The following is a 21958-nucleotide window of genomic DNA, read 5'->3' as shown; positions in this document are numbered from 1 at the left end:
CCAAATGGAGCTAGCTCCGTTTAGGAAGATCGCCGAGGCGCGACCTGGGCTTTGAACAGCTCAAGTCAGTCCATGAGTACCGTGGCGGCAGGAGCTGATCGACGCCATGCCGCCGAAAGGCCGCGACCTCGCCGCCGCAGTCCACACGATGGTCACGGAGGAAGCGCCCCAACTCGAAGCGCCGACGTTCTATGGCATGCCCGCCTGGGAAGGTGCAGACGGCACCATGTGGACAACGAGCTACGCCATCCAAGAGCCTAACGAGGACACCAGGGCACGGATCCGTGAACTCATCCGCCGCGCCGTTCACTAAATACGTGCGCCGCGGGCGGCGCGGACGACGCCTACACCGCCCATGAGCGCGAGCCCGCGCACGCGTATGACAGGCGCATCCACCGGAAGGTCCGCGAGCGCGATAGCGCAGGACGGGTGGGTTTCCACCCCGAATCCACCCATGATACCCAGGCCGGCGTCCACGACGCGCACGTCTTCCGGCACGATGATTTCGATGCCGCCCATGACTGCAAACGCGTTGATAATGGTCTCGTGTGCGCTCAGCCGCGCTTCGCGCAGGTCGAGAGAGTTGCCGCCCATGACCGTGATGGACGTGTGATTCGGAGCGACGAGCCAATCACCGCCGCGTTCGCTTCCGCCCATGATGGAGAGGCTAAACGGGGAACCGCCCGATTCGCCGGTGGCGTAGCGAGCCATGGTGCCGTCCTGCCGGGTGGGTTGGTGGTGTTGGGTAGTGACGGGGGAGAGATCGTCGATAAGCGCAGGAAGCTCATCAACAAAGGTGGCTCCGTAGAGGGAGGCGGTTCGCTCGTCGAACTCCGTGACCGTGAGCTGGCCATCGACGAATGCTTCGTGGAGGGAGGCTTCAGCACGAGCACGCTCGGCGCTGCTGAGTCGCTTGCGGGGGAGGTTCGGCTCGCTCATGGAACGCAGAATAGCACGGATTTGCCGTGTCACCTTGGCGTGTTGTAAGGTGTACGAGGTTTCGCTCGCGACCTATCGCGTGGCGGAAAAATACGAACTCCAAGCGATCTCGTGAAAGCGCTGGTAGTTCATGCATCGGCAGGGCCCCGAAGAAGAGCCCTCATTTTTGCATGTACGGCCACCTTGCACACGAATCGCGAGAACAAGAAAGAGCGTGAATGCCTACTATTCAGCAGCTGGTCCGCAAGGGCCGCCACGATAAGAGCCAGAAGGTGGCTACCGCTGCGCTGAAGGGCTCGCCCCAGCGTCGCGGCGTGTGCACCCGCGTGTACACCACCACCCCGAAGAAGCCGAACTCGGCACTGCGTAAGGTCGCACGTGTGCGCCTCACCTCCGGTATTGAGGTTTCCGCATACATCCCGGGCGAGGGTCACAACCTGCAGGAGCACTCCATGGTGCTCGTGCGCGGTGGTCGTGTGAAGGACCTCCCGGGCGTTCGCTACAAGATCATCCGCGGCGCACTGGATACCCAGGGCGTCAAGGACCGTAAGCAGGCTCGTTCCCGCTACGGCGCAAAGAAGGGACAGTAATCAGATATGCGTAAACAGCAAGCTCCGAAGCGTCCCGTAGTCAAGGACCCGGTATACCAGTCCGAGCTGGTCACCCAGCTGGTGAACAAGGTGCTCCAGGACGGCAAGAAGTCCACCGCAGAGCGCATCGTCTACGGCGCTCTCGAGCAGTGCCGCGAGAAGACCGGTACCGACCCGGTTGGCACCCTCGAGAAGGCCCTGGGCAACATCCGTCCTGACCTGGAGGTTCGTTCCCGCCGCGTTGGTGGCGCGACCTACCAGGTACCGGTTGAGGTCAAGCCCGGCCGTTCCAACACCCTCGCACTGCGTTGGATGGTCACCTTCACCCGCCAGCGTCGTGAGAACACCATGGTTGAGCGCCTGGCTAACGAGATCCTCGATGCTTCCAACGGCCTCGGTGCATCCGTGAAGCGCCGCGAGGACATGCACAAGATGGCTGAGGCCAACCGCGCCTTCGCCCACTACCGCTGGTAAGACCTGCGCGCACAGTAGCTATGACACCCGGAAGTCACCTGCAGCAAAACGGCAGAAGCAAACTCAATATTCGCTTCTCGACGTCGCGTTGTGAAGTGGCACCCGGGTGTTTTTCATAGTGACGAATGCGACTTATCCTGCCATTTACGTGAAGAAGTGGCAGAATTGACAAGGAAATTATTCGCCATAGGCGCACGCTGGGTTCGCACTCAGCGCGTCGACGACTTTTAAGTTGGGGTAATAACGTGGCACAAGAAGTGCTTAAGGACCTGCACAAGGTTCGCAACATCGGCATCATGGCCCACATCGATGCTGGTAAGACCACCACGACCGAGCGCATCCTGTTCTACACGGGTATCAACCGCAAGGTCGGCGAGACCCACGACGGTGGTGCGACCACCGACTGGATGGAACAGGAGAAGGAGCGCGGCATCACCATTACGTCGGCCGCTGTGACCTGCTTCTGGAACAACAACCAGATCAACATCATTGACACCCCGGGTCACGTCGACTTTACCGTTGAGGTGGAGCGTTCCCTGCGCGTGCTCGACGGCGCTGTTGCTGTCTTCGACGGCAAGGAGGGCGTTGAGCCGCAGTCCGAGCAGGTGTGGCGTCAGGCTGCGAAGTACGACGTGCCGCGTATCTGCTTCGTCAACAAGATGGACAAGCTCGGCGCTGACTTCTACTACACCGTCGGCACCATCATTGACCGTCTCGGCGCGAAGCCGTTGGTACTCCAGCTGCCGATCGGCGCTGAGGACAACTTCGACGGCGTGGTCGACCTCATCGACATGCAGGCGATCACCTGGCGTGGCAAGGTCGAGACCGGTGCAGAGCCGACCATCGAGGAAATCCCGGCTGACCTCCAGGACAAGGCCGAGGAGTACCGCGAGAAGCTGCTCGAGGCCGTTGCTGAGTCCGACGAAGAGCTCATGGAGAAGTACTTCGGCGGCGAGGAGCTGACCAAGGAAGAGATCAAGGCCGCGATCCGCAAGATGACGGTCAACTCCGAGATCTACCCGGTGCTGTGCGGCACCGCGTACCGCAACAAGGGTGTTCAGCCGCTGCTCGACGCTGTGGTCGACTACCTGCCGAGCCCGCTCGACGTGGGCGAGGTGCAGGGCACCGCGCTCGACGGCGAGACCCCGATGACGCGTAAGCCGTCCGTCGAGGAGCCGTTCTCCGCGCTGGCCTTCAAGGTCGCTGTCCACCCGTTCTTCGGCAAGCTCACCTACGTGCGCGTGTACTCCGGCCAGGCCATCCCGGGCGAGAACATGCTCAACTCCACCAAGCAGAATAAGGAGCGCGTGGGCAAGCTCTTCCAGATGCACGCGAACAAGGAGAACCCGGTCGAGCACGCTGACGCCGGTAACATCTACGCGTTCATCGGTCTGAAGCACACCACCACCGGTGACACCCTGTGCAACCCGGACCACCCGATCATCCTGGAGTCCATGGACTTCCCGGATCCGGTGATCCAGGTCGCCATCGAGCCGAAGACCAAGGCCGACCAGGAGAAGCTGGGTACCGCTATCCAGAAGCTCGCTGAAGAGGACCCGACCTTCACCGTCAAGCTGGACGAGGAGACCGGCCAGACCGTTATCGGCGGCATGGGCGAGCTCCACCTCGACGTGCTGGTCGACCGCATGAAGCGTGAGTTCAAGGTCGAGGCGAACATCGGTAACCCGCAGGTTGCCTACCGCGAGACCATCCGCAAGACCGTGCAGTCCCTGGACTACACCCACAAGAAGCAGACCGGTGGTTCCGGTCAGTTCGCGAAGGTCATCGTCACCATCGAGCCGTACAACCCGGATCCGGACACCCTGGAGGAGGGCGAGTCCGCGACCTACAAGTTCGAGAACGCCGTCACCGGTGGCCGCGTGCCGAAGGAGTACATCCCGTCGGTTGACGCTGGTATCCAGGACGCAATGCAGTACGGCTACCTCGCTGGCTTCCCCCTGGTCAACATCAAGGCCACCCTGGAAGACGGTGCCTACCACGAGGTTGACTCCTCGGAGATGGCCTTCAAGATGGCCGGTTCCCAGGTGCTGAAGGAGGCTGTGGCAAAGGCCAAGCCGGTCCTGCTCGAGCCGCTGATGGCCGTCGAGGTTGTCACCCCGGAGGAGTACATGGGCACCGTTAACGGTGACATTTCTTCCCGTCGTGGTCAGGTCTTCGCTATGGAGGACCGTTCTGGTGCAAAGGTCGTCAAGGCAAAGGTGCCGCTGTCCGAGATGTTCGGCTACATCGGTGACCTGCGTTCCTCGACCGCTGGTCGTGCGAACTTCACCATGGTCTTTGACTCCTACGCCGAGGTTCCGCAGAGCGTCGCCCAGGAGATCATCGACGAGCGCAACGGCAACTAAGCTCAGCGCTTCGTGGCACTGTCCCCGGACGGCTCCGCTGCGTGCCAGCGGCGGAACCGGAAGATGGGGGCAGGTGCTCACCCTGGTGGGTAACGGTCGGGCTGAGGCGCACAACCACTACATGGCCTGCATGGTTGGTGCTTGAGACGGCCGTTACGCACTAGGTGGATCCGGACTTTTTGGGGTCGGCCGGTTTGAAAAACGGTCACGAACTCTCTAGGATCAGGTAACTGGCACATTGTGAAATGGTCATTGCTCCAGGCTGTGTGAAAACGCCGCCCGGAGTAGGGCAAATGTAAATTATGTGGCTGCGAAGGTCGTAGCCACCATGAAGTCCAGGAGGACAATCAGTGGCAAAGGAAAAGTTCGAGCGCTCTAAGCCGCACGTGAACATCGGCACCATCGGTCACGTCGACCACGGCAAGACCACCACCACCGCCGCAATCACCAAGGTGCTGGCAGACCAGTACCCGGAGGAGAACAAGGCCTTCGACTACGCCATGATCGACAAGGCTCCGGAGGAGCGCGAGCGTGGCATTACCATCAACATCTCCCACGTTGAGTACAACACCCCGAAGCGCCACTACGCACACGTTGACGCCCCGGGCCACGCCGACTACATCAAGAACATGATCACCGGTGCGGCTCAGATGGACGGTGCCATCCTCGTTGTTGCTGCAACCGACGGCCCGATGCCGCAGACCCGCGAGCACGTGCTGCTCGCCCGCCAGGTTGGCGTTCCGTACATCCTCGTTGCACTGAACAAGTGCGACATGGTCGACGATGAAGAGATCATCGAGCTCGTCGAGATGGAGGTTCGCGAGCTGCTGGCTGAGCAGGACTACGACGAAGAGGCTCCGATCGTCCAGATCTCCGCTCTGAAGGCTCTCGAGGGCGACGAGAAGTGGGTTCAGTCCGTTGTTGACCTCATGCAGGCCTGCGACGACTCCATCCCGGATCCGGAGCGCGAGACCGACAAGCCGTTCCTGATGCCGGTCGAGGACATCTTCACCATTTCCGGCCGCGGCACCGTCGTGACCGGCCGTGTCGAGCGCGGTGTCCTCAACATCAACGATGAGGTTGAGATCATCGGTATCCGTGACAAGGCCACCAAGACCACCGTCACCTCCATCGAGATGTTCAACAAGCTCCTCGACACCGCTGAGGCTGGCGACAACGCTGCACTGCTGCTGCGTGGTCTGAAGCGCGAGGACGTCGAGCGTGGCCAGGTTGTCATCGCTCCGGGCGCCTACACCCCGCACTCCAAGTTCGAGGGTTCCGTCTACGTCCTGTCCAAGGACGAGGGCGGCCGCCACACCCCGTTCTTCGACAACTACCGTCCGCAGTTCTACTTCCGCACCACCGACGTTACCGGTGTTGTGAAGCTGCCGGAGGGCACCGAGATGGTCATGCCGGGCGACAACGTCGACATGTCCGTCGAGCTCATCCAGCCGGTCGCTATGGACGAGGGCCTGCGCTTCGCTATCCGCGAGGGCTCCCGCACCGTCGGCGCTGGCCGCGTCACCAAGATCATCGACTAATTCAAGCTCGCTGATCTGGTTTTGACCAGAGCCTAGAGAAGGGCCACTTCCCTTTTGGGGAGTGGCCCTTTTCGCATGTTTGAAGCTCAGTGGATTCGTGGCGGTACGAGGCCACTAGAATGCACCGGTGTGGACAACAACGACCCAACACGCATCCCTACGCTGATTGACGCGCTTCAGCGAGTGTGGGAAGGACAGCCAGATTTGAGCCTTTCGGCGCTGCTCGGCACCCTGCGCAATCGGGGTGCCAGATGGGGGACAAGCGATGAGGAAATGCTGGAGATCCTCGGCGTAATGGAATCCGAACACCCGTCATTGGTTCGCTGGCCAGCTGAGACACCTATGGCGGTGCAAACGACCGCACCGAAGCAACGAGTCACGTTGTGCGGTTCAGACGTCGTCGTTCGGCCGGTGGGGCAGGACGCACGGATGCCGAGCTCATGGAAAGCCACGCACTTCCGTGCAGTAGGACCAGGACGAAACCTCATCGTGACGGATACGGAGGGCATCGAGCACAGGCTTGGCGTCGTGACGCTCGTTAACGCCTTGGACGCGGACGAGGCGCCCGAGTTGAAGGGCTTGGAACAGCCCGACATTGGTAGTGCGAGATGGTTCGTGGGCTTCGAAGGTGGGGCTCGCGCGATCATCGGCCAGCGGATTACCCTGTGGAGGCAAGAAGGGCGGAGGGCAACAACCCACGAGACGTATAAGTTTGCACGAATACTCGCGTGCGCCGAGGGCGCGGAGATGAAAATCGCCCCAGCGGGCGGCGGTGAGCCAGTCGCGCTGGGGCGGGTAGCACGCGTCGTGCTGGTTGACCTCTAGGCGGTGTTGTCGAAACGAAGTTCAAAGGAAAGCTTGCTTTAGGATGTTCATGAATAGGCGATAACTAATCGAGTAGAGCGCGGTACTTTTTTCTCGCTTTCATGGAGTGGATGATCGTTTCGCTGTGGTCATCCCAGACGAGAACAACGATTTCGAGCAGCCTACTTGAGCCGTCGAATCCGAGACGCAATTCTCTCTGAGGGTGCTCTTCATCAAGTGCAGCGCTAAAAACGCAGCCTGATGTGGCAGCTGTGATTGAGTCTTTCGGCGTGATGCCGTGTTTTGTGGCATTCCCACGAACTTCCATCTCTAAATTGCGCTCTTCAACGCTTCGCGAATTGCCCGTGACCTTGACCATCCGTGGGTAGCCGCGTATTTGTCAAGGTCAGAAATCTCACTGGGGGAGAGCCGGATGGAGATAACCTTTGCGGCATCTTTGTCGCGAGGCTTCCGCCCTCGGCGGCGCAGTGTCTCCACGTCGTAACCGTCTTCGGCTTCAGCGACCCACGTATCGATCTGCTCTTCACTGATTGGTTTTCCGTTTATAGTTTTCATGTCCATAATCGTAATACGGAAATAGCCGTGTTGGCTAGGCTCCGGTTACTTGTTCCCTACATCCACGGAGGATAACCGGTGGTTTGGGGTAAGGGTTGTTCCAATGCTCACCCTCGTACCCGAATACTCGCGTGCGCCGAGGGCGCGGAAATGAAGATCGCCCCAGCGGGCGGCGGTGAGCCAGTCGCGCTGGGGCGGGTAGCACGGGTCGTGCTGGTTGATCTCTAGGCGGTGACGCGATCGAGGTGCAGTTCCCAGACCGTGTCGATCTCCATCGTGTGGTTGGCGAGACGGAAGTCCTCGTCGGCGGCCTCCAAGAAGCGAGTGAGATCATCGTAGGAGTAGCTCGGGTCTGCGATGACCGTGAAGCGGGCGGTAGGGCGGTTGCCTACGACCGCGACCTTACTTTTCGCCTGGTTGACCATTTCTGATTTCTCTAAGAACTCGCATGCTGCTGCCGCCACGCGAGCGACGTTAATCGTGCTTTCACCGTGTTGGGAATCAGCGGTGAGGATGTCACGGGTGCTGAACGCCCTGCTGCGGATGTTCGCCAGGAAGAACCACGCACCGAGCAGCAGCAAGATCACAAAAGCGGCGATCAGGGCGTTGCGGTACCAGCTCTCGTCTGGGACGGTGCCAAGCGCCTCGCGGTTGAAGCCGTTGAGGAACTCACTGACATACGGGATGTCCCAGTAATACGCCAAAGGAACGAGGCCTGCGAGGAGCAGGACAAGGCCGGTGAGAAAAACAATGAGACGGTCGAAGAAGGAAAGCGTCTTGCTCATCGTTGTACCCCCTGAGTCTGCTCTGCTAGCGGTTGTGCCTCATTCGCGGCGTTGGGCGCTTCAGGCGCCCCTGCAGCCGCTGCTGGGTCTTGTGCCTTCGGAAGTACCTTGACCGCAATCGACGGCGGTGTTGTAAGTCCCTGCAGCTCACCCTGCAGCGTGTAAGCCAGGCGCTCCTGAAGGGATGCGCCAGTGCCGTCGTCTTCTACCTGCACACGCAGCTTCTTGCGGTCGGCACGTGACTGAATGCTGGAATTGCCAGCTTCGGAGCGGGTGACGTGCGTCGCCTTTCGGGCGATGTCAACGGGCCGAGTCCAAATGGAGGCAGGAGAGTTCACGCGCACGTGTGTGTGGCCGCGCGGGACAAACGCGTAGATGATGAGGAACAAGCCGATGATGGCGATGATGGCACCGACGGTGACAGCGGTGACATCCATGGTGGCGCGGCCGACGAACTCGAAAACAGGCCGCAACCAGGAGTCGGAGGAGTCGTCGTTCTGGAAGTAGTACCAGAGGTCGCGTCCCACGACGGCGGCACCAGCGAGGAGCACGAGCGCGATGAGGATCGTGAGCCAGCGTGCGGCAGGGTTGGCGCGGGGCTCGTCACCTGGGTGCGGGCCGACCGGCGCCGCGGCCTCCGTCTGTCCCGCTGGTTGTGCGTTAGCGGGTGCGGTCATAATCATTCACCACCGGAGTAATCGAGATCTGCTTGAGCGGCTTCGGGCGCGGGGCCCGCGGGGTTGTCAGCGGCGTCGGCGCAGGCGCGGCAACCTCGCGCAGCGGAGTCGCCTTGACATTGACCTTGTCCAGGGGGCGCTGTGGCGCAGTGCGCACCGGCGTCACCTGCAGGGCAGCGCCTGTAGACACCTCTTTCAGCGGTCGGCGCGAAGGCGCGACTACGCGTCGTACCGCGGCCGGCTCAGGTGTGCGCACGCGGCGTAGCTGCGTTGGCGTGACACTGAAGGGTGCTGGTACTCGCGGTTCTGGCGTATCCGGCGACCACGGGGAAGCCGGGGCGGGTGTGTCCACTGCCCGCACCTGTGCTGCACTGGGGGCAAATCCTTCGGTGCGAACCTTCACTGGCTGTGGGGGCTTGACGCTGGCGACCGACACAGGTTGCGGCCGGTTGAACTCCCACATGTCATCTGCCAAGGAGCGCGAATGGATTTCCTTCAACGGTGCGCGCTGCTTCGTCCGAGGAGATTCCACCGACAGCTGGTGCACGCGGATCGGGGTAGGGATGGCAAAAGCGGAATGGCTGGCCACCTCGTCCCAAGTCACACGACCATCAAGCTCCTGCGCTTCGATGCTGGCCACGGACACGTTGACGCGCGAGACATCGAGTCCCGTCAAGGTGCGTACGTGCGAGATGACGGTTGCGCGTACGGCATCCGTGATGGCAGCAATGGGCGCTGGGTAGGCGGTTGCGATCTCGGCCTCGATTGCCGCGACACCCGACTGTCGGTCGAGGTGGACATCAATCCTGGGAAAGCTGCGGCCGGCCAACCCGGCCAGCTTTGCGTCCACCGCGAGCGTGCCTGGCACCGACGAGGCCGCCACCTCAGCGACACGCTCAACAGCGCGTTCGCTGATGTGGTAGAACGTCGTACCCATCAGCTACGGCCTTTACCGGAGCTGGTGCTTAAGATCTCCGCGATGTCGAGGCGGCCATCGAGCTGCGCACCGATGACGCCGCCGACGACGCTGAACAGCAGCAGCCACAGCAGCCCCAGCCAGCCGCCGAAGGTCACAAAGAACGCGACAACCACGCCGATGATGGCACCGGTTACCGCCTTATTAGAAAAAGCATTCATAGTAAAACCACATTTCGGGGAGTTGCTGGCCGCGCGCAGCTCCCTCCTGCTCGAGTGCAGGGGAGAGGCGCGTAGCCGCGAGTGGGATCGGGTAGCTACCGAGCGTCAGCCACGACGACATTGACGAACGGGAAGTCCGCCGCGTCGAAAACCGCGGAGCGGACATCTGCAGCCACTGACTGGATGTCGCGCCCCGAGGCGGTGTCAAAGACGATGTGCACTTCGATGCCCCGTTCGCCGTCGCGGTAGACCTGCCGCAACCCGTCAACGCGGGCATTGGGGAGCAGCAGGACTACCTCGCCGACGCGGCCGCGGTGCAAGCCGGCGACGCCAGGAACACCGAGCGCACTGTCGCGGACGGCTTCCCCGACCTCAAGGGTGATGGGGGTCCGCGCCATAACTACTGACCCAGCGCCTGGTTGTTCGGCTGGAACTCATCCTGGTCGGCTGCATCGTCCTGCTCCGGCAGGTGCACGTCGTGCACGGTGACGTCGACGCGGTCGACGATCAGGCCGGTCATGCGGGTCAGTGCAACGGTGATGTTCTCACGGATAGCGTTGGCCAGCTCGTGGATAGCCACGCCGTACTCGGCGATGATGGCAACAGCGACAGAGGTGTGACCGTCCTCCACAGCGACGTTGACGCCCTGCTGGACGTTGGTGGAGGAAGTCAGCGACTCACGGACTGCGCCCCACATGCGCGCAGCGCCGCCGCCGAGGTTGTACACGCCGGAAACCTCACGCGCGGCGATGCCGGCGATCTTGCCAACAACGTTGTCGTCGATGACGGTGGTGCCGCTGTCGGACTCCAGGTTCTCGTTGCGCGGACGGGTCTGCTCCGCATCAGTAGCGGTCGCGGAATCGGTGGTTGCCAGGGTGTTGTCGTTCAGAGTGTGATCGGCCATGACGGTCCTTCCTTCACTGCAAAATTTGTAGCTGTATGTAAGGCCCGGTATATCGACGTTGCAGCCGTACTGTGCAGTGCGGGAGCACGCCGTATTTCTCGGGAACTCGGGCTTTCACCAACTGTACACAGTTTCCTGGGTCCCGCCCGTGGCTGCGCAGTTGTGCGAGCGAATTGGTATCGTATTGCAACAATTGGGGTGAAAGAACGGGGCGGTTGGGCGTCGAAAAGCAATTGCCCACGGCGAGCTTGCACTTTATTAAGTGACATGCTTTAATACTCAGGTTGCCGAAACATGGTGCGCAAGCACGATGGTCGGTAAACATGACACCTTCGGTAGAAGGACCTTCCCTTCGGGGAGGGCCGGACAAGAAGGCGCCATGGCAAATAAACAGCGGCAGTACGCAAGGGTCACGCACCCTTCCGAGTCTTGCACCCCGGCACGCGCCGAGGCGGAAGCACTGAATGCGCAGCAGTTATTTGCGGTGCCTTTTCACCTTCCGGAAGTGTCAAGAAGTCAATGAAACGACACTGGCGTTGAGCCATGGGCCCAGCCCGGACAACGTTATAGAGAAACTAGAAGCTACAAACCCCACCGCTTCGTCTCGCTTCATTTCGTTCAACTACGAGCGAAGCGAGAGTTGAACGTGGGGATGCGAGGAAGAGGTAAGCGTGGCGGGACAGAAGATCCGCATCAGGCTCAAGGCCTACGACCACGAGGCGATCGACGCATCTGCGAAGAAGATCGTTGCTACGGTCACCCGCACGGGTGCCCGCGTCGTTGGACCGGTGCCGTTGCCCACCGAGAAGAACGTGTACGCCGTTATTCGTTCTCCCCACAAGTACAAGGACTCTCGCGAGCACTTCGAGATGCGCACTCACAAGCGCCTCATCGACATTCTCGATCCGACGCCGAAGACCGTTGACGCGCTCATGCGCATCGACCTTCCGGCAAGCGTCGACGTGAACATCCAGTAAGCAGTAGAGATCCCCAAACTTTAAGTAGTGGAGAACCAATACATGTCTGAGAACCAGATCAAGGGCATTCTGGGCAAGAAGCTCGGCATGACCCAGGTCTTTGACGAGGAGAACCGTGTCATTCCGGTCACCGTCGTCGAGGCTGGGCCGTGTGTGGTCACCCAGATTCGTACCAAAGAGACCGATGGCTACAGCGCCATCCAGATTGCTTACGGCGACATTGACCCCCGTAAGTCCAACAAGCCGCAGACCGGCCACTTCAAGAAGGCTGGCGTAACGCCGCGCCGCGTTGTTGCGGAGATCCGCATGGACGACACCTCCGAGTACGAGGTCGGCCAGGAGTACAACGCGACCATCTTCGACGGCGACACCTACGTCGACGTCGTTGGCACCACCAAGGGCAAGGGCTACGCCGGCGCTATGAAGCGCCACGGCTTCGCCGGCCAGGGTGCCGCACACGGTAACCAGGCTGCACACCGCCGCGTCGGTGGCATCGGTGGCGCTGCCACCCCGGGCCGTGTCTTCAAGGGCAAGCGCATGGCTGGCCGTATGGGCGGTAACCGCGTTACTACCCAGAACCTGAAGATCCAACGCATCGACGGCGACAACAACCTGATCCTGGTCAAGGGCGCAATCCCGGGTGCCAAGGGCAGCGTTGTTACCGTCAAGACCGCAGTGAAGGGCGGTGCTCACGCATGACGAACCTGACGCTTGACGTCCACACCGCTGACGGAAAGACCAACGGTTCCGTAGAGCTTCCGGCAGAACTTTTTGACCGCGAAGCTTCCATCTCGCTGCTGCACCAGGTTGTCACCGCACAGCTTGCAGCCGCGCGCCAGGGAACGCACGCTACCAAGACCCGCGCCGACGTGCGCGGCGGTGGCAAGAAGCCGTTCCGTCAGAAGGGCACCGGCCGTGCCCGCCAGGGTTCCATCCGCGCTCCGCAGTTCACCGGCGGCGGCACCGTCCACGGTCCGCAGCCGCGTTCCTACGCGCAGCGCACCCCGAAGAAAATGATTAAGGCTGCTCTTGCTGGTGCCCTCACCGACCGCGCGCGCAACGCACGCATCCACGTCGTTGAGGACCTGGTCCCGGGTCAGAAGCCCTCGACCAAGTCTGCACGCACCTTCATCGAGCGCCTGACCGACCGTAAGTCCGTTCTGCTGGTCATCGGCCGTGAGGACGTGAACTCCCGCCTTTCCGCAAGGAACCTGCCGGGCGTCCGCATCCTTGAGCCGGGGCAGCTGAACACCTACGACGTCCTCAACGCAGACGACGTGGTCTTCTCGGTCGAGGCACTGCACACCTTCATTAACCGCGACGCGGCGAAGGCATCCGCCACCGCAGCGGAGGAGGAGAAGTAAATGGCTAAGACTGCTAACCCGCGTGACATCATCATCGCGCCGGTCCTCTCTGAGAAGACCTACGCGCTGATGGAGCAGAACACCTACACGTTCTACGTCGCTCCGTCTGCAAACAAGACCCAGATCAAGATCGCCGTGGAAGAGATTTTCGGCGTCGACGTCGCTTCGGTGAACACCGTCAACCGTGAGGGCAAGCGCAAGCGCACCCGCACCGGCTACGGCAAGCGTAAGGACACCAAGCGCGCCTACGTCACTCTCCGCGAGGGCAGCGACTCCATCGACATCTTCGGCGCATCTGCCTAAGAAGACTCGATAGAAAAGGACACAATATGGCTATTCGTAAGTACAAGCCGACAACCCCGGGTCGCCGCGCCAGCTCCGTTTCCGAGTTCGAGGAGATCACTCGCTCGACCCCGGAAAAGTCGTTGCTGCGCCCGCTCCCGAAGAAGGGTGGCCGTAACACCCACGGTCACATCACCACTCGTCACCGCGGCGGCGGCCACAAGCGTCGCTACCGCGTGATCGATTTCCGCCGCTCCGACAAGGACGGCGTTCTGGCGAAGGTCGCGCACATCGAGTACGACCCGAACCGCACCGCAAACATCGCATTGCTCCACTACTTTGACGGTGAGAAGCGCTACATCATCGCGCCGAAGGGCCTGAAGCAGGGCGCCGTTATCGAGTCGGGCGCAAACGCGGATATCAAGGTTGGCAACAACCTGCCGCTGCGCAACATCCCGACCGGTACCACCATCCACGCTGTGGAGCTCAAGCCCGGTGCTGGCGCCAAGCTTGCCCGCTCCGCTGGTGCTTCCATCCAGCTGCTGGGTAAGGAAGGCTCCTACGCCGTGCTGCGTATGCCGTCCTCCGAGATCCGCCGCGTGGACATCCGCTGCCGCGCAACCGTCGGTGAGGTGGGCAACGCAGACCAGATCAACATCCGCTGGGGCAAGGCCGGCCGTATGCGCTGGAAGGGCTGGAGGCCCACTGTCCGCGGTGTTGTCATGAACCCGGTCGACCACCCGCACGGTGGTGGTGAGGGTAAGACTTCCGGTGGCCGCCACCCGGTTTCCCCGTGGGGCCAGAAGGAAGGCCGCACCCGCAACCCGAACCGTTACTCCAACAACATGATCGTGCGCCGTCGTCGCTCGAAGAACAAGAAGCGCTAAGAGGAGGTAAACAGACATGCCACGCAGCCTGAAGAAGGGCCCGTTCGTCGATGAGCACCTCCTCAACAAGGTGGATGCTCAGAACGAGGCCGGTACCAAGCAGGTCATCAAGACCTGGTCCCGCCGCTCGACCATTCTCCCCGATTTCATCGGTCACACTTTCGCCGTCCACGACGGCCGGAAGCACGTCCCGGTGTTTGTCGACGAGTCCATGGTCGGTCACAAGCTCGGCGAGTTTGCACCCACCAAGACCTTTAAGGGTCACGTTAAGGCAGAGAAGGGACGTCGATAAGCAATGGCTGACACAATCACCACTGCATCCGCGACTGCCAAGTTCGTCCGCACCTCCCCGATGAAGGCCCGCCGCGTGCTGGCCCTCGTTCGTGGGAAGTCCGTCTCCGAGGCCCTCGCAATCCTGAAGTACGCACCGCAGGGTGCCGCCAAGGACGTCGCGAAGGTGGTTGCTTCCGCAGCCGCTAACGCGGAGAACAACTTCGGTCTGGACCCGCGCACGCTCGTCGTGTCCGAGTGCTGGGCCAATGAAGGCCCCACCATGCGTCGCTACCAGCCGCGCGCCCAGGGCCGTGCCTTCCAGATCCGGAAGCGCACCTCCCACATCACCGTCGTTGTCGAGTCCAAGGAAGGGGCTAAGTAATGGGCCAGAAGATCCACCCACACGGCCTGCGCCTGGGTATCACCGCTAACTACAAGTCCCACTGGTACGCCGACAAGAATTACGCTGACTACGTCCACGAGGACATCAAGATCCGCGAGTTCCTGTCCAAGGGCCTCGAGCGCGCCGGCATTGCCGACGTCGTTATCGAGCGCACCCGCGACCGCGTCCGCGTCGACATCCACACCGCCCGTCCGGGCATCGTGATCGGCCGTCGCGGCAGCGAGGCAGAGCGCATCCGCCGCGAGCTGGAAAAGCTCACCGGCAAGATGGTCGCCCTGAACATCCTCGAGGTCAAGAACGTTGACGCCAACGCCACCCTCGTTGCTCAGTCGATTGCTGAGCAGCTGGTCAACCGCGTCGCGTTCCGTCGCGCAATGCGCAAGGCCATCCAGTCCGCAATGCGTAACCCGCAGGTCAAGGGCATCAAGGTGATGACCTCTGGCCGTCTGGGCGGCGCAGAAATGTCCCGCGTCGAGCGCTACCACGAAGGTCGTGTGCCGCTGCACACCCTGCGTGCAGAGATCGACTACGGCACCGCAGAAGCCCACACCACCTTCGGCGTCATCGGCGTCAAGGTCTGGATCTACAAGGGCGACGTCGTCGGCGGTGTCCGCGAGTCCGAGCTCAACGCTCCGTCCAACGAGCGCCGTGGCCGCGGCGACCGCCGCCCGCGTCGTGGCGGCCAGCGCCGCCAGCGCGCCGAGAAGAAGCAGGAGGGCTAAACACATGCTTATCCCTAAGCGCGTGAAGTACCGCCGCCAGCACCGCCCGACCCGTCGTGGCGTGTCCAAGGGCGGTAACACCATCAACTTCGGTGACTGGGGCCTGCAGGCACTCGAGCCGGCCTACATCACCAACCGTCAGATTGAGGCATCCCGTATTGCCATCAACCGTCACGTCAAGCGTGGCGGCAAGGTCTGGATCAACATCTTCCCGGACCGCCCGCTGACCCAGAAGCCGCTCGGCGTGCGTATGGGTTCCGGTAAGGGCCCGGTGGAGAAGTGGGTTGCCAACGTGAAGCCGGGTCGCATCCTCTTTGAGATGTCCTACCCGAATGACGAGGTTGCCATCGAGGCTCTGCGCCGTGCGGCTGCGAAGCTTCCTTGCAAGACTCGCATCATCAAGAAGGAGGACCAGTACTAATGGCGAACGGTACCCCCGCATCTGAGTTCCGCGAACTCACCGATGAAGAGCTGACCACCCGCCTGTCCGATGCGAAGGAAGAGCTGTTTAACCTGCGCTTCCAGCTCGCAACCGGCCAGCTGACCAACAACCGCCGCATCTCCACCGTGAAGCGCGACATTGCACGCATCTACACCGTGCTGCGCGAGCGTGAGCTCGGCCTGTCCGTCGTCCCGGGAGCTGAGGCTTAATCATGAGTGAGGCAAACGTGACTGAACAGAACACCCAGAAGGCAGTGCAGAAGCGCCGCCGCGGCTACGTCGTGTCCGACAAGATGGACAAGACCATCGTCGTCGAGGTCGAGGACCGCAAGTCCCACGCCCTCTACGGCAAGATCGTCCGCACGACCAACCGCGTCAAGGCCCACGACGAGGACAACACCGCCGGCATCGGCGACCTGGTCCTCATCGAGGAGACCCGCCCGCTGTCGAAGGACAAGCACTTCCGTCTCGTCGAGATCGTCGAGAAGGCCCGCTAAGTCCTAGCAAGGCAAGGCCGCACCCCCAAAGTCGGGGGTGCGGCTTTTTGCATGCTTAACGACGCCCACACGCCTACGATTTTGAGTACTGTTGAGCGCATGTCTACAGGAAAATTTTGCGTCACCATTGCCCATGCAAAGAACGACACTGACCTGGCCACCGTCGGCTTCGTCGTAGCGAACGCTGCGGTCGGCTCCGCCCAGGACACTATGGTGTTCCTCTCCTCCGAGGGCGCGTACCTCGCCGTCGACGGCTACGCCGACGACATCCACGAGGAGGGCTTCGCCCCGCTCAAGGAGCTCATCGACAACTTCATCGCCGCCGGCGGTTCCCTCTACGTGTGCGCGCCGTGTATCAAGAAGCGCGGCTACACCGAGGACCAGCTCATCGAGGGTGCACAGATCGTCGGCGGCGCAAAGCTCGTCGAGTTCCTCGCCGACGGCACGCCGAGCGTGTCCTACTAGGCGTACAACGTGTCGTCGAAAAGCCATCCGTACCCGCCGCACACCAGCTTTGACGGGGGCGACCTCGACTGCGGCAATGGCCTTTTGCTGCTGATCCGGCAGCACATCGATCCGCTGGACGCCGGGCAGCTGCTGGAAATCGTCTCCTATGAGCCGACGGTCCCGGTTGACCTGCCCTCGTGGTGCCGGCTGACCAGCAATGAGCTAGTCAACGTGATTGAGGAGCCGGAGCAGGGCCGCTGGCGCTTTTTGGTCAGCAAGGGTCCGTTCGCTGCGCAAGAGGAGGACGCGCCTGCCCCGGCTCCTGCGCAGCCAACGCCGAAGAAGCGCGCCAAGAAGGAGCGCAAACGTCCGCAGATGCCGGTGACCCAGGAGGTGGTCACTCCGACGGTGCCCACCGAGTTCCCGGCACCTGCGCCTGCGCCGAAGATCGCGCCGCTTTCGGTGCTGACCATGGGGTCGTGGCCGCGCAAGCCGTGGCTGCTCCAGGCGGTACACGAACACCTCGCCGGCCGAATGCCGGAGGACGCGTTCCAAGCGACCGCAGATGACGCGGTGGAGTTGGTGCTCGCCGCGCAAAAGAGGGCGGGCGTGGACGTGGTCACGGACGGGGAGATGCGCCGCGATAACTACTCCAGCTTCGTGGCGGGCCGGCTGCAGAACTGCCAGCTGATCCCCATCACCGACCTGCTGCCGTACGTGGACGACCCGGAGGAGTTCGAGCGCGAGCTCCGCGCGTTGGACGTGCCTGCCGGTGAGGTCCGGCACCCTGCGGTGTTCGGGCCGCTCGGGCGCGACAAACCTCTGGTTGCCCACGAGGTCCGGTACCTGCAGTCCATCACAGATGCGCCGGTGAAGGTGTGCTTGCCGGGTCCTTACCTGCTGACCCGCACGATGTGGATGGAGTGCGTCTCTGACCGCGCGTATGCAAGCCGCGAGGAGATGGCCGCCGACATCGTGCGCGTGCTCCGCGAGGAGCTCCACGAGCTCTACTCCTTGGGCACGGCGCTCATCCAGATCGACGAGCCCGTGCTCACCGAGGTGGTCTACGGCCGCCACGACGGCGGCGGTCGCACGTTCATGTGCGGCGCGCTCGACGAGCTAGCCGGCAGTACAGACGACGAGCTCGCCTTCGCACAGTCGCTGCTTGCGCAGGTCACCGAGGGCTTTGACCCGGACCGGCTCGCGCTGCACGTCTGCCGCGGCAACTGGACGACGGACGAGTCGGCGGCGCTCGAGGGCGATTTCGCCCCCTTCGTCGACCTGTTCGCCGCGCTCAACGTGGGCACGCTCACGCTCGAGCTGGCCACGCCGCGCGCAGGCAGCCTGGATGCGCTGCGCGGGATCCGCGAGGACCAGCGGGTGTGCGTCGGGGTGCTGAACCAGAAGCAGCAGGCGCTCGAGCCGACCGAGGACGTTGTGGCGCGCATCGCCGCTGCCGTCGAGGCCTTCGGCAAAGACCGCGTGCTGCTCAGCACCGACTGTGGGTTCGCCACCTTCGCCGACAACCCGATCGTGGCCGACACCCTTGCGCAGCAGCAGCTCGCGCAGATCGTTGCCGCTCGCGATGCCTACCTGCAACAGGCAGGGGACGCGCAGTAGTGGGGGAGATGCAGCAACCGCCCGAGTCGCAGCACTATTGGAACGCAGAGGATATCGCGTGCGGTGATGTGCTCGTGCGGCTCTTCCTCCTCTTCCGCGACCAGCTCGGCGCGGGCGAGGTGCTCCACCTGCGCTCGGTCAACGAGGCCATCGACATCGATCTGCGGGCCTGGTGCGGGCTCACCGGCAACACGCTCTTGTACGCGGAGTCTCCGCACTACTACTTGCGTAAGCAGGATTAGGCCGCGCTCAAGCGTACTACCATTTCCCCGGGTAGAGTCGGGACTAAGTTCCCGACATCGTAAAGGATGGTTTCATGAGTACGCAGACCACCCCCGCGGAGATTCTGGTCGTCGGCTTTGGCATGGTGGGCCACCGCTTCGCCCAGGAACTCTCGCAGCGCCGCCCCGAGGCGCACATCACCATCATCAACCGCGAGACCGAAGACTACGCCTACGACCGCGTCCAGCTGTCGAGCTACGTGGGCAGCTGGGACCGCGAGGCACTCTACCTCGACACACTGCCGGACAATGTGACGGTGGTGCCGGGTCGCGCCGTGTCGATCAAGCCGGAGACGCAAGAGCTCGTGCTTGCCGACGGCCACGTGTTCTCCTACGAAGAACTCGTCCTCGCCACCGGCTCCCGCGCTTTCGTCCCGCGCTTGCCCGGCAACGACCTGCCGCAGGTGCACGTCTACCGCACGCTGGATGACATGGACGGCATCCGCGCCGCGATCGAGGGCGTGGTGGCCAAGCACGGCGAGGCGACCGCGGTCGTCATCGGCGGCGGCCTGCTCGGGCTGGAGGCTGCCGGTGCGGCCCAGCACATGGGCGCGAAAACGCACGTGGTGGAGATGGCACCGCGACTGATGCCGCTGCAGGTGGACGACGCCGGCGGCGAGATGCTTTCGCAGGCAATCCGCCAGATGGGCGTGGACGTGCACGTCGGCGCGACAAGCCGCTCCATTGCCCCTTCCACGGAGCGTGAAGGTGCCGTCGTTTTGGACCTGGGCGAGCAGGGCACGATTGAAACGGACCTGGTGATCTTTTCCGCCGGCATCCGCCCGCGCGACACGATGGGCCCGGACGCCGGCCTGGAGCTGGGCCCGCGTGGCGGATTCCTCACTGACCGGCAGTGCCGCACCTCCATCGACCACATCTCTGCAATCGGTGAGTGCGCTGCCGTTGACGGCAAGACGTACGGCCTGGTCGCGCCCGGCAACACCATGGCCGAGATCGTGGCCAAGCGCCTCGCAGGGGAGGAAGGCCCTGACTTCGAGGACCCGGACATGTCCACCAAGCTCAAGCTCATGGGTGTGGACGTGGCTTCCTTCGGCGACGCGTTTTCTACCGCCGCCGACCACAAGGAGCTGCACATCCAGGACCCGGTCTCTGGCGTGTACAAGAAGCTCATCCTGGACGCGGAAGGCAAGCGACTCATCGGCGGCATCCTCGTGGGCGAGGCCTCGAACTACTCGGTGCTGCGCCCCATGGTCGGCTCCGAGCTGCCGGGGGACCCGGTGAGCCTGATCGCGCCTGAGACCGGCACGGGCACCACAGCGATTGGCGCGGGCGACCTGCCAGACGCCACGCAGATTTGCTCGTGTAACAACGTGTCCAAGGGGGACCTGCGCGAGGCGATCGGGCAGGGCTGCCACTCTGTCGAAACACTGATGAGCGCCACTCGCGCGGGCACCTCCTGCGGGTCGTGCATCCCGCTGATGAAGGGCATCCTGGAGGCCGAGGGGATTGAGCAGTCCAAGGCGGTGTGCCCGCACTTTAGCCAGTCGCGCGCCGAGCTCTTCGAGATCGCCCGTTCCACTGGGATTACGGACTTCCCCACCTTCATCGAGCGCTTCGGCACCGGGGGCGGCTGCGAGGTATGCAAGCCGACCTTTGCCAACATCGTGGCCTCCATGCACACGGAAAACCACGTGCTGGAGGGGGAGACTGCGGGGCTGCAGGATACGAACGACCGCATGCTGGGCAACATGCAGAAGAACGGCACCTACTCCGTCATTCCGCGCCAGCCGGCCGGCAACGTCACCCCGGCGCAGCTGCAGGAGATGGGGCGCATTGCAGAGGACTTCGGCCTGTACCTGAAGATCACGGGCGCGCAGCGCATCGCCATGTTCGGCGCGCGCACGGAAGACCTGCCGGAGATCTGGCGTCGCCTGATCGACGTCGGCATGGAGTCCGGTCAGGCCTACGGCAAGTCGTTGCGCGCGGTGAAGTCCTGCGTGGGCACGGACTGGTGCCGCTTCGGGCAGCAGGACTCGGTGGCAATGGCCATCAACTTGGAGCTGCGCTACCGCGGTTTGCGTTCGCCGCACAAGCTGAAGATGGGCGTGTCCGGCTGCGCCCGCGAGTGCGCGGAGGCGCGCGGCAAGGACATCGGCGTGATCGCCACGGAACAGGGATGGAACCTGTATGTGGGCGGCAACGCGGGTGCCACGCCGCGGCAGGCGGAGCTTCTGGCCAAGGATCTCGACGACGCAACGCTGATCCGCTACATCGACCGCTACCTGGCCTTCTACATCCGCAATGCGGACCGGCTGCAGCGTACTGCTGCGTGGCAGGCTGACGTCGAGGGCGGGCTCGAGCACATCCGAGAGGTCGTGGTGGATGACTCCCTGGGCATCGCTGATGATTTGGAGGCCTTCATGGACCACCACGTGGCCAACTACTCCGACGAATGGCAGGACGTGCTCAATGACCCGGACAAGCTCAAGCGGTTTGTCTCCTTCATTAACGCGCCGGACACGCCGGACCCGACTGTGCAGTTTGAAGAGCACCCGCAGGGCGGCCGCAAGGTGCCGCTGATGACCCCGACCGTGGGCGCGGCGAAGTAGGAAGGAAGTTGAGAAAACAATGGCTGACACAGTAATTTGCGCACTCGAGGACCTCTCGGTGGGCGTCGGAGTGGCGGCGCTTCTGCCCGGTGCAACACAGGTGGCGATCTTCCGCCTGCACACCGCGGACGGCGAGCAGCTGTACGCGGTAGACAACGTGGACCCGTACACCGGTGCCGGCGTGATTTCGCGCGGCATCGTGGGGGAGGCCGAAGGGCGTCCCACTATCGCGTCGCCCCTGCTGAAGCAGAAGTTCTTCCTTGACGACGGCACATCGCTGCAGGGAGACGACCACGCCCTCGCCACCTACCAGGTGCGCCTGGAGGGTACCGGCGAGACGGCGAAAGTTGTCGTGTCCAATTAAGCGCGCGCGAACTCGGGGTATATGCCTGCCCCGTGTA

At 62.7% G+C, this 21958-nt stretch carries 31 protein-coding genes; 22 read left to right on the top strand and 9 right to left on the bottom strand.

What is annotated here, in order from left to right; genetic code table 11:
- The first annotated feature begins 106 nt into the window (after positions 1-106).
- A complete protein-coding gene (locus tag M3G14_RS09065; protein ID WP_259926208.1) occupies positions 107-313 on the top strand; it encodes a hypothetical protein in 207 nt (68 codons plus the stop codon).
- Here M3G14_RS09065 and M3G14_RS09060 read toward each other — a convergent pair.
- Positions 310-939: a DUF1707 domain-containing protein gene (locus M3G14_RS09060; RefSeq protein ID WP_259926207.1), complete on the bottom strand. Its 630-nt coding sequence runs from the start codon at positions 937-939 to the stop codon at positions 310-312. The genes M3G14_RS09065 and M3G14_RS09060 overlap by 4 nt on opposite strands.
- Positions 940-1157: 218 nt before the next feature.
- On the opposite strand from M3G14_RS09060, the gene rpsL reads away from it, so the two are divergent.
- The 5 genes from rpsL to M3G14_RS09035 all read left to right on the top strand — a co-directional run bounded on the left by rpsL (position 1158) and on the right by M3G14_RS09035 (position 6735).
- The gene (rpsL, locus tag M3G14_RS09055; RefSeq protein WP_038588209.1) at positions 1158-1529 is read left to right on the top strand and encodes a 30S ribosomal protein S12; all 372 of its coding nucleotides are present in this window, start codon (positions 1158-1160) and stop codon (positions 1527-1529) included.
- A 6-nt stretch (positions 1530-1535) separates the two neighbouring features.
- On the top strand, positions 1536-2003 hold the full coding sequence (gene rpsG / locus M3G14_RS09050) for a 30S ribosomal protein S7 (RefSeq protein ID WP_070790040.1): 468 nt from the start codon (positions 1536-1538) through the stop codon (positions 2001-2003).
- Positions 2004-2248: 245 nt separating this feature from the next.
- Positions 2249-4369, top strand: coding sequence for an elongation factor G (fusA, locus tag M3G14_RS09045; protein WP_259926206.1), 2121 nt, complete (start codon positions 2249-2251; stop codon positions 4367-4369).
- Positions 4370-4719: 350 nt separating this feature from the next.
- The gene (tuf, locus tag M3G14_RS09040) at positions 4720-5910 is read left to right on the top strand and encodes an elongation factor Tu (RefSeq protein ID WP_259926205.1); all 1191 of its coding nucleotides are present in this window, start codon (positions 4720-4722) and stop codon (positions 5908-5910) included.
- A 129-nt stretch (positions 5911-6039) separates the two neighbouring features.
- Positions 6040-6735, top strand: a complete 696-nt coding sequence (locus tag M3G14_RS09035) for a hypothetical protein (protein WP_259926204.1) — start codon at positions 6040-6042, stop codon at positions 6733-6735.
- Between the two features lie 64 nt (positions 6736-6799).
- On the opposite strand, the gene M3G14_RS09030 is transcribed toward M3G14_RS09035, so the two are convergent.
- From M3G14_RS09030 to M3G14_RS08995, 8 genes are all read right to left on the bottom strand, one after another.
- The gene (locus M3G14_RS09030; RefSeq protein WP_311201362.1) at positions 6800-7093 is read right to left on the bottom strand and encodes a toxin; all 294 of its coding nucleotides are present in this window, start codon (positions 7091-7093) and stop codon (positions 6800-6802) included.
- Positions 7045-7290: a ribbon-helix-helix domain-containing protein gene (locus M3G14_RS09025; protein WP_259926203.1), complete on the bottom strand. Its 246-nt coding sequence runs from the start codon at positions 7288-7290 to the stop codon at positions 7045-7047. The genes M3G14_RS09030 and M3G14_RS09025 overlap by 49 nt, the downstream gene beginning before the upstream one ends.
- 224 nt (positions 7291-7514) lie before the next feature.
- Entirely contained in the window at positions 7515-8075 is a 561-nt protein-coding gene (locus M3G14_RS09020; RefSeq protein WP_259926202.1) for an alkaline shock response membrane anchor protein AmaP, read from the bottom strand.
- Positions 8072-8752, bottom strand: a complete 681-nt coding sequence (locus M3G14_RS09015; RefSeq protein ID WP_259926201.1) for an alkaline shock response membrane anchor protein AmaP — start codon at positions 8750-8752, stop codon at positions 8072-8074. Before M3G14_RS09015 ends, M3G14_RS09020 begins: the two co-directional genes overlap by 4 nt.
- Entirely contained in the window at positions 8736-9689 is a 954-nt protein-coding gene (locus M3G14_RS09010; RefSeq protein WP_259926200.1) for an Asp23/Gls24 family envelope stress response protein, read from the bottom strand. The genes M3G14_RS09015 and M3G14_RS09010 overlap by 17 nt, the downstream gene beginning before the upstream one ends.
- Positions 9689-9889, bottom strand: a complete 201-nt coding sequence (locus M3G14_RS09005; RefSeq protein ID WP_259926199.1) for a hypothetical protein — start codon at positions 9887-9889, stop codon at positions 9689-9691. Before M3G14_RS09005 ends, M3G14_RS09010 begins: the two co-directional genes overlap by 1 nt.
- A gap of 95 nt (positions 9890-9984) precedes the next feature.
- On the bottom strand, positions 9985-10287 hold the full coding sequence (locus M3G14_RS09000) for a hypothetical protein (protein ID WP_259926198.1): 303 nt from the start codon (positions 10285-10287) through the stop codon (positions 9985-9987).
- Between the two features lie 2 nt (positions 10288-10289).
- The gene (locus M3G14_RS08995) at positions 10290-10793 is read right to left on the bottom strand and encodes an Asp23/Gls24 family envelope stress response protein (protein WP_259926197.1); all 504 of its coding nucleotides are present in this window, start codon (positions 10791-10793) and stop codon (positions 10290-10292) included.
- Positions 10794-11464: 671 nt separating this feature from the next.
- On the opposite strand from M3G14_RS08995, the gene rpsJ reads away from it, so the two are divergent.
- The 16 genes from rpsJ (at position 11465) to nirD (ending at position 21921) form a co-directional block, all read left to right on the top strand.
- Positions 11465-11770 carry a 30S ribosomal protein S10 gene (gene rpsJ / locus M3G14_RS08990; RefSeq protein WP_038588232.1) on the top strand — a complete coding sequence of 102 codons (306 nt, stop codon included), beginning with the start codon at positions 11465-11467 and terminating at the stop codon, positions 11768-11770.
- 42 nt (positions 11771-11812) lie between these two features.
- Positions 11813-12469, top strand: coding sequence for a 50S ribosomal protein L3 (rplC, locus tag M3G14_RS08985; protein ID WP_070763309.1), 657 nt, complete (start codon positions 11813-11815; stop codon positions 12467-12469).
- Positions 12466-13134: a 50S ribosomal protein L4 gene (gene rplD / locus M3G14_RS08980; RefSeq protein ID WP_259926196.1), complete on the top strand. Its 669-nt coding sequence runs from the start codon at positions 12466-12468 to the stop codon at positions 13132-13134. Before rplC ends, rplD begins: the two co-directional genes overlap by 4 nt.
- Positions 13135-13437 (top strand): 50S ribosomal protein L23, encoded by a 303-nt coding sequence (gene rplW, locus M3G14_RS08975; RefSeq protein ID WP_259926195.1) that lies wholly within the window; start codon positions 13135-13137, stop codon positions 13435-13437.
- A 26-nt stretch (positions 13438-13463) separates the two neighbouring features.
- Entirely contained in the window at positions 13464-14303 is an 840-nt protein-coding gene (rplB, locus tag M3G14_RS08970) for a 50S ribosomal protein L2 (protein ID WP_259926194.1), read from the top strand.
- Between the two features lie 16 nt (positions 14304-14319).
- The gene (gene rpsS, locus M3G14_RS08965) at positions 14320-14595 is read left to right on the top strand and encodes a 30S ribosomal protein S19 (protein ID WP_038588258.1); all 276 of its coding nucleotides are present in this window, start codon (positions 14320-14322) and stop codon (positions 14593-14595) included.
- A 3-nt stretch (positions 14596-14598) separates the two neighbouring features.
- A complete protein-coding gene (gene rplV, locus M3G14_RS08960) occupies positions 14599-14958 on the top strand; it encodes a 50S ribosomal protein L22 (protein ID WP_038588261.1) in 360 nt (119 codons plus the stop codon).
- On the top strand, positions 14958-15701 hold the full coding sequence (gene rpsC / locus M3G14_RS08955) for a 30S ribosomal protein S3 (protein WP_070790029.1): 744 nt from the start codon (positions 14958-14960) through the stop codon (positions 15699-15701). Before rplV ends, rpsC begins: the two co-directional genes overlap by 1 nt.
- Before the next feature lie 4 nt (positions 15702-15705).
- Entirely contained in the window at positions 15706-16122 is a 417-nt protein-coding gene (gene rplP / locus M3G14_RS08950; protein WP_038588267.1) for a 50S ribosomal protein L16, read from the top strand.
- Positions 16122-16352: a 50S ribosomal protein L29 gene (rpmC, locus tag M3G14_RS08945; protein ID WP_259926193.1), complete on the top strand. Its 231-nt coding sequence runs from the start codon at positions 16122-16124 to the stop codon at positions 16350-16352. The genes rplP and rpmC overlap by 1 nt, the downstream gene beginning before the upstream one ends.
- 2 nt (positions 16353-16354) lie before the next feature.
- Positions 16355-16639: a 30S ribosomal protein S17 gene (rpsQ, locus tag M3G14_RS08940; RefSeq protein WP_259926192.1), complete on the top strand. Its 285-nt coding sequence runs from the start codon at positions 16355-16357 to the stop codon at positions 16637-16639.
- A 99-nt stretch (positions 16640-16738) separates the two neighbouring features.
- Complete coding sequence (locus M3G14_RS08935; protein WP_070763300.1) at positions 16739-17104, top strand: DsrE family protein; 366 nt, start codon at positions 16739-16741, stop codon at positions 17102-17104.
- Between the two features lie 9 nt (positions 17105-17113).
- Positions 17114-18706: a hypothetical protein gene (locus M3G14_RS08930; protein WP_259926191.1), complete on the top strand. Its 1593-nt coding sequence runs from the start codon at positions 17114-17116 to the stop codon at positions 18704-18706.
- A gap of 8 nt (positions 18707-18714) precedes the next feature.
- Positions 18715-18948 (top strand): hypothetical protein, encoded by a 234-nt coding sequence (locus M3G14_RS08925; RefSeq protein ID WP_259926190.1) that lies wholly within the window; start codon positions 18715-18717, stop codon positions 18946-18948.
- A 74-nt stretch (positions 18949-19022) separates the two neighbouring features.
- A complete protein-coding gene (nirB, locus tag M3G14_RS08920; protein ID WP_259926189.1) occupies positions 19023-21557 on the top strand; it encodes a nitrite reductase large subunit NirB in 2535 nt (844 codons plus the stop codon).
- A gap of 19 nt (positions 21558-21576) precedes the next feature.
- Positions 21577-21921, top strand: coding sequence for a nitrite reductase small subunit NirD (gene nirD / locus M3G14_RS08915; RefSeq protein WP_259926188.1), 345 nt, complete (start codon positions 21577-21579; stop codon positions 21919-21921).
- Positions 21922-21958: the final 37 nt, after the last annotated feature.

The organism is Corynebacterium sp. p3-SID1056 (genome assembly GCF_025152525.1).
GTDB lineage: Bacteria > Actinomycetota > Actinomycetes > Mycobacteriales > Mycobacteriaceae > Corynebacterium.
Note: the sequence above shows the minus strand (reverse complement) of the source record. Positions and strands in the feature narration are given on the sequence as shown.

Coding starts and splice junctions, on each gene's coding strand:
- M3G14_RS08995 (WP_259926197.1), bottom strand. CDS start 10,793: ATGGCCGATCACACTCTGAACGACAACACCCTGGCAACCACCGATTCC.
- M3G14_RS09065 (WP_259926208.1), top strand. CDS start 107: ATGCCGCCGAAAGGCCGCGACCTCGCCGCCGCAGTCCACACGATGGTC.
- rplD (WP_259926196.1), top strand. CDS start 12,466: ATGACGAACCTGACGCTTGACGTCCACACCGCTGACGGAAAGACCAAC.
- rplV (WP_038588261.1), top strand. CDS start 14,599: ATGGCTGACACAATCACCACTGCATCCGCGACTGCCAAGTTCGTCCGC.
- rplB (WP_259926194.1), top strand. CDS start 13,464: ATGGCTATTCGTAAGTACAAGCCGACAACCCCGGGTCGCCGCGCCAGC.
- rplC (WP_070763309.1), top strand. CDS start 11,813: ATGTCTGAGAACCAGATCAAGGGCATTCTGGGCAAGAAGCTCGGCATG.
- rplP (WP_038588267.1), top strand. CDS start 15,706: ATGCTTATCCCTAAGCGCGTGAAGTACCGCCGCCAGCACCGCCCGACC.
- rplW (WP_259926195.1), top strand. CDS start 13,135: ATGGCTAAGACTGCTAACCCGCGTGACATCATCATCGCGCCGGTCCTC.
- M3G14_RS09000 (WP_259926198.1), bottom strand. CDS start 10,287: ATGGCGCGGACCCCCATCACCCTTGAGGTCGGGGAAGCCGTCCGCGAC.
- M3G14_RS09020 (WP_259926202.1), bottom strand. CDS start 8,075: ATGAGCAAGACGCTTTCCTTCTTCGACCGTCTCATTGTTTTTCTCACC.
- M3G14_RS08935 (WP_070763300.1), top strand. CDS start 16,739: ATGTCTACAGGAAAATTTTGCGTCACCATTGCCCATGCAAAGAACGAC.
- M3G14_RS09030 (WP_311201362.1), bottom strand. CDS start 7,093: ATGGTCAAGGTCACGGGCAATTCGCGAAGCGTTGAAGAGCGCAATTTA.
- M3G14_RS09005 (WP_259926199.1), bottom strand. CDS start 9,889: ATGAATGCTTTTTCTAATAAGGCGGTAACCGGTGCCATCATCGGCGTG.
- nirB (WP_259926189.1), top strand. CDS start 19,023: ATGAGTACGCAGACCACCCCCGCGGAGATTCTGGTCGTCGGCTTTGGC.
- rpsS (WP_038588258.1), top strand. CDS start 14,320: ATGCCACGCAGCCTGAAGAAGGGCCCGTTCGTCGATGAGCACCTCCTC.
- M3G14_RS08925 (WP_259926190.1), top strand. CDS start 18,715: ATGCAGCAACCGCCCGAGTCGCAGCACTATTGGAACGCAGAGGATATC.
- rpmC (WP_259926193.1), top strand. CDS start 16,122: ATGGCGAACGGTACCCCCGCATCTGAGTTCCGCGAACTCACCGATGAA.
- M3G14_RS09015 (WP_259926201.1), bottom strand. CDS start 8,752: ATGACCGCACCCGCTAACGCACAACCAGCGGGACAGACGGAGGCCGCG.
- nirD (WP_259926188.1), top strand. CDS start 21,577: ATGGCTGACACAGTAATTTGCGCACTCGAGGACCTCTCGGTGGGCGTC.
- M3G14_RS09010 (WP_259926200.1), bottom strand. CDS start 9,689: ATGGGTACGACGTTCTACCACATCAGCGAACGCGCTGTTGAGCGTGTC.
- rpsQ (WP_259926192.1), top strand. CDS start 16,355: ATGAGTGAGGCAAACGTGACTGAACAGAACACCCAGAAGGCAGTGCAG.
- rpsL (WP_038588209.1), top strand. CDS start 1,158: ATGCCTACTATTCAGCAGCTGGTCCGCAAGGGCCGCCACGATAAGAGC.
- M3G14_RS09025 (WP_259926203.1), bottom strand. CDS start 7,290: ATGAAAACTATAAACGGAAAACCAATCAGTGAAGAGCAGATCGATACG.
- M3G14_RS09060 (WP_259926207.1), bottom strand. CDS start 939: ATGAGCGAGCCGAACCTCCCCCGCAAGCGACTCAGCAGCGCCGAGCGT.
- rpsC (WP_070790029.1), top strand. CDS start 14,958: ATGGGCCAGAAGATCCACCCACACGGCCTGCGCCTGGGTATCACCGCT.
- rpsG (WP_070790040.1), top strand. CDS start 1,536: ATGCGTAAACAGCAAGCTCCGAAGCGTCCCGTAGTCAAGGACCCGGTA.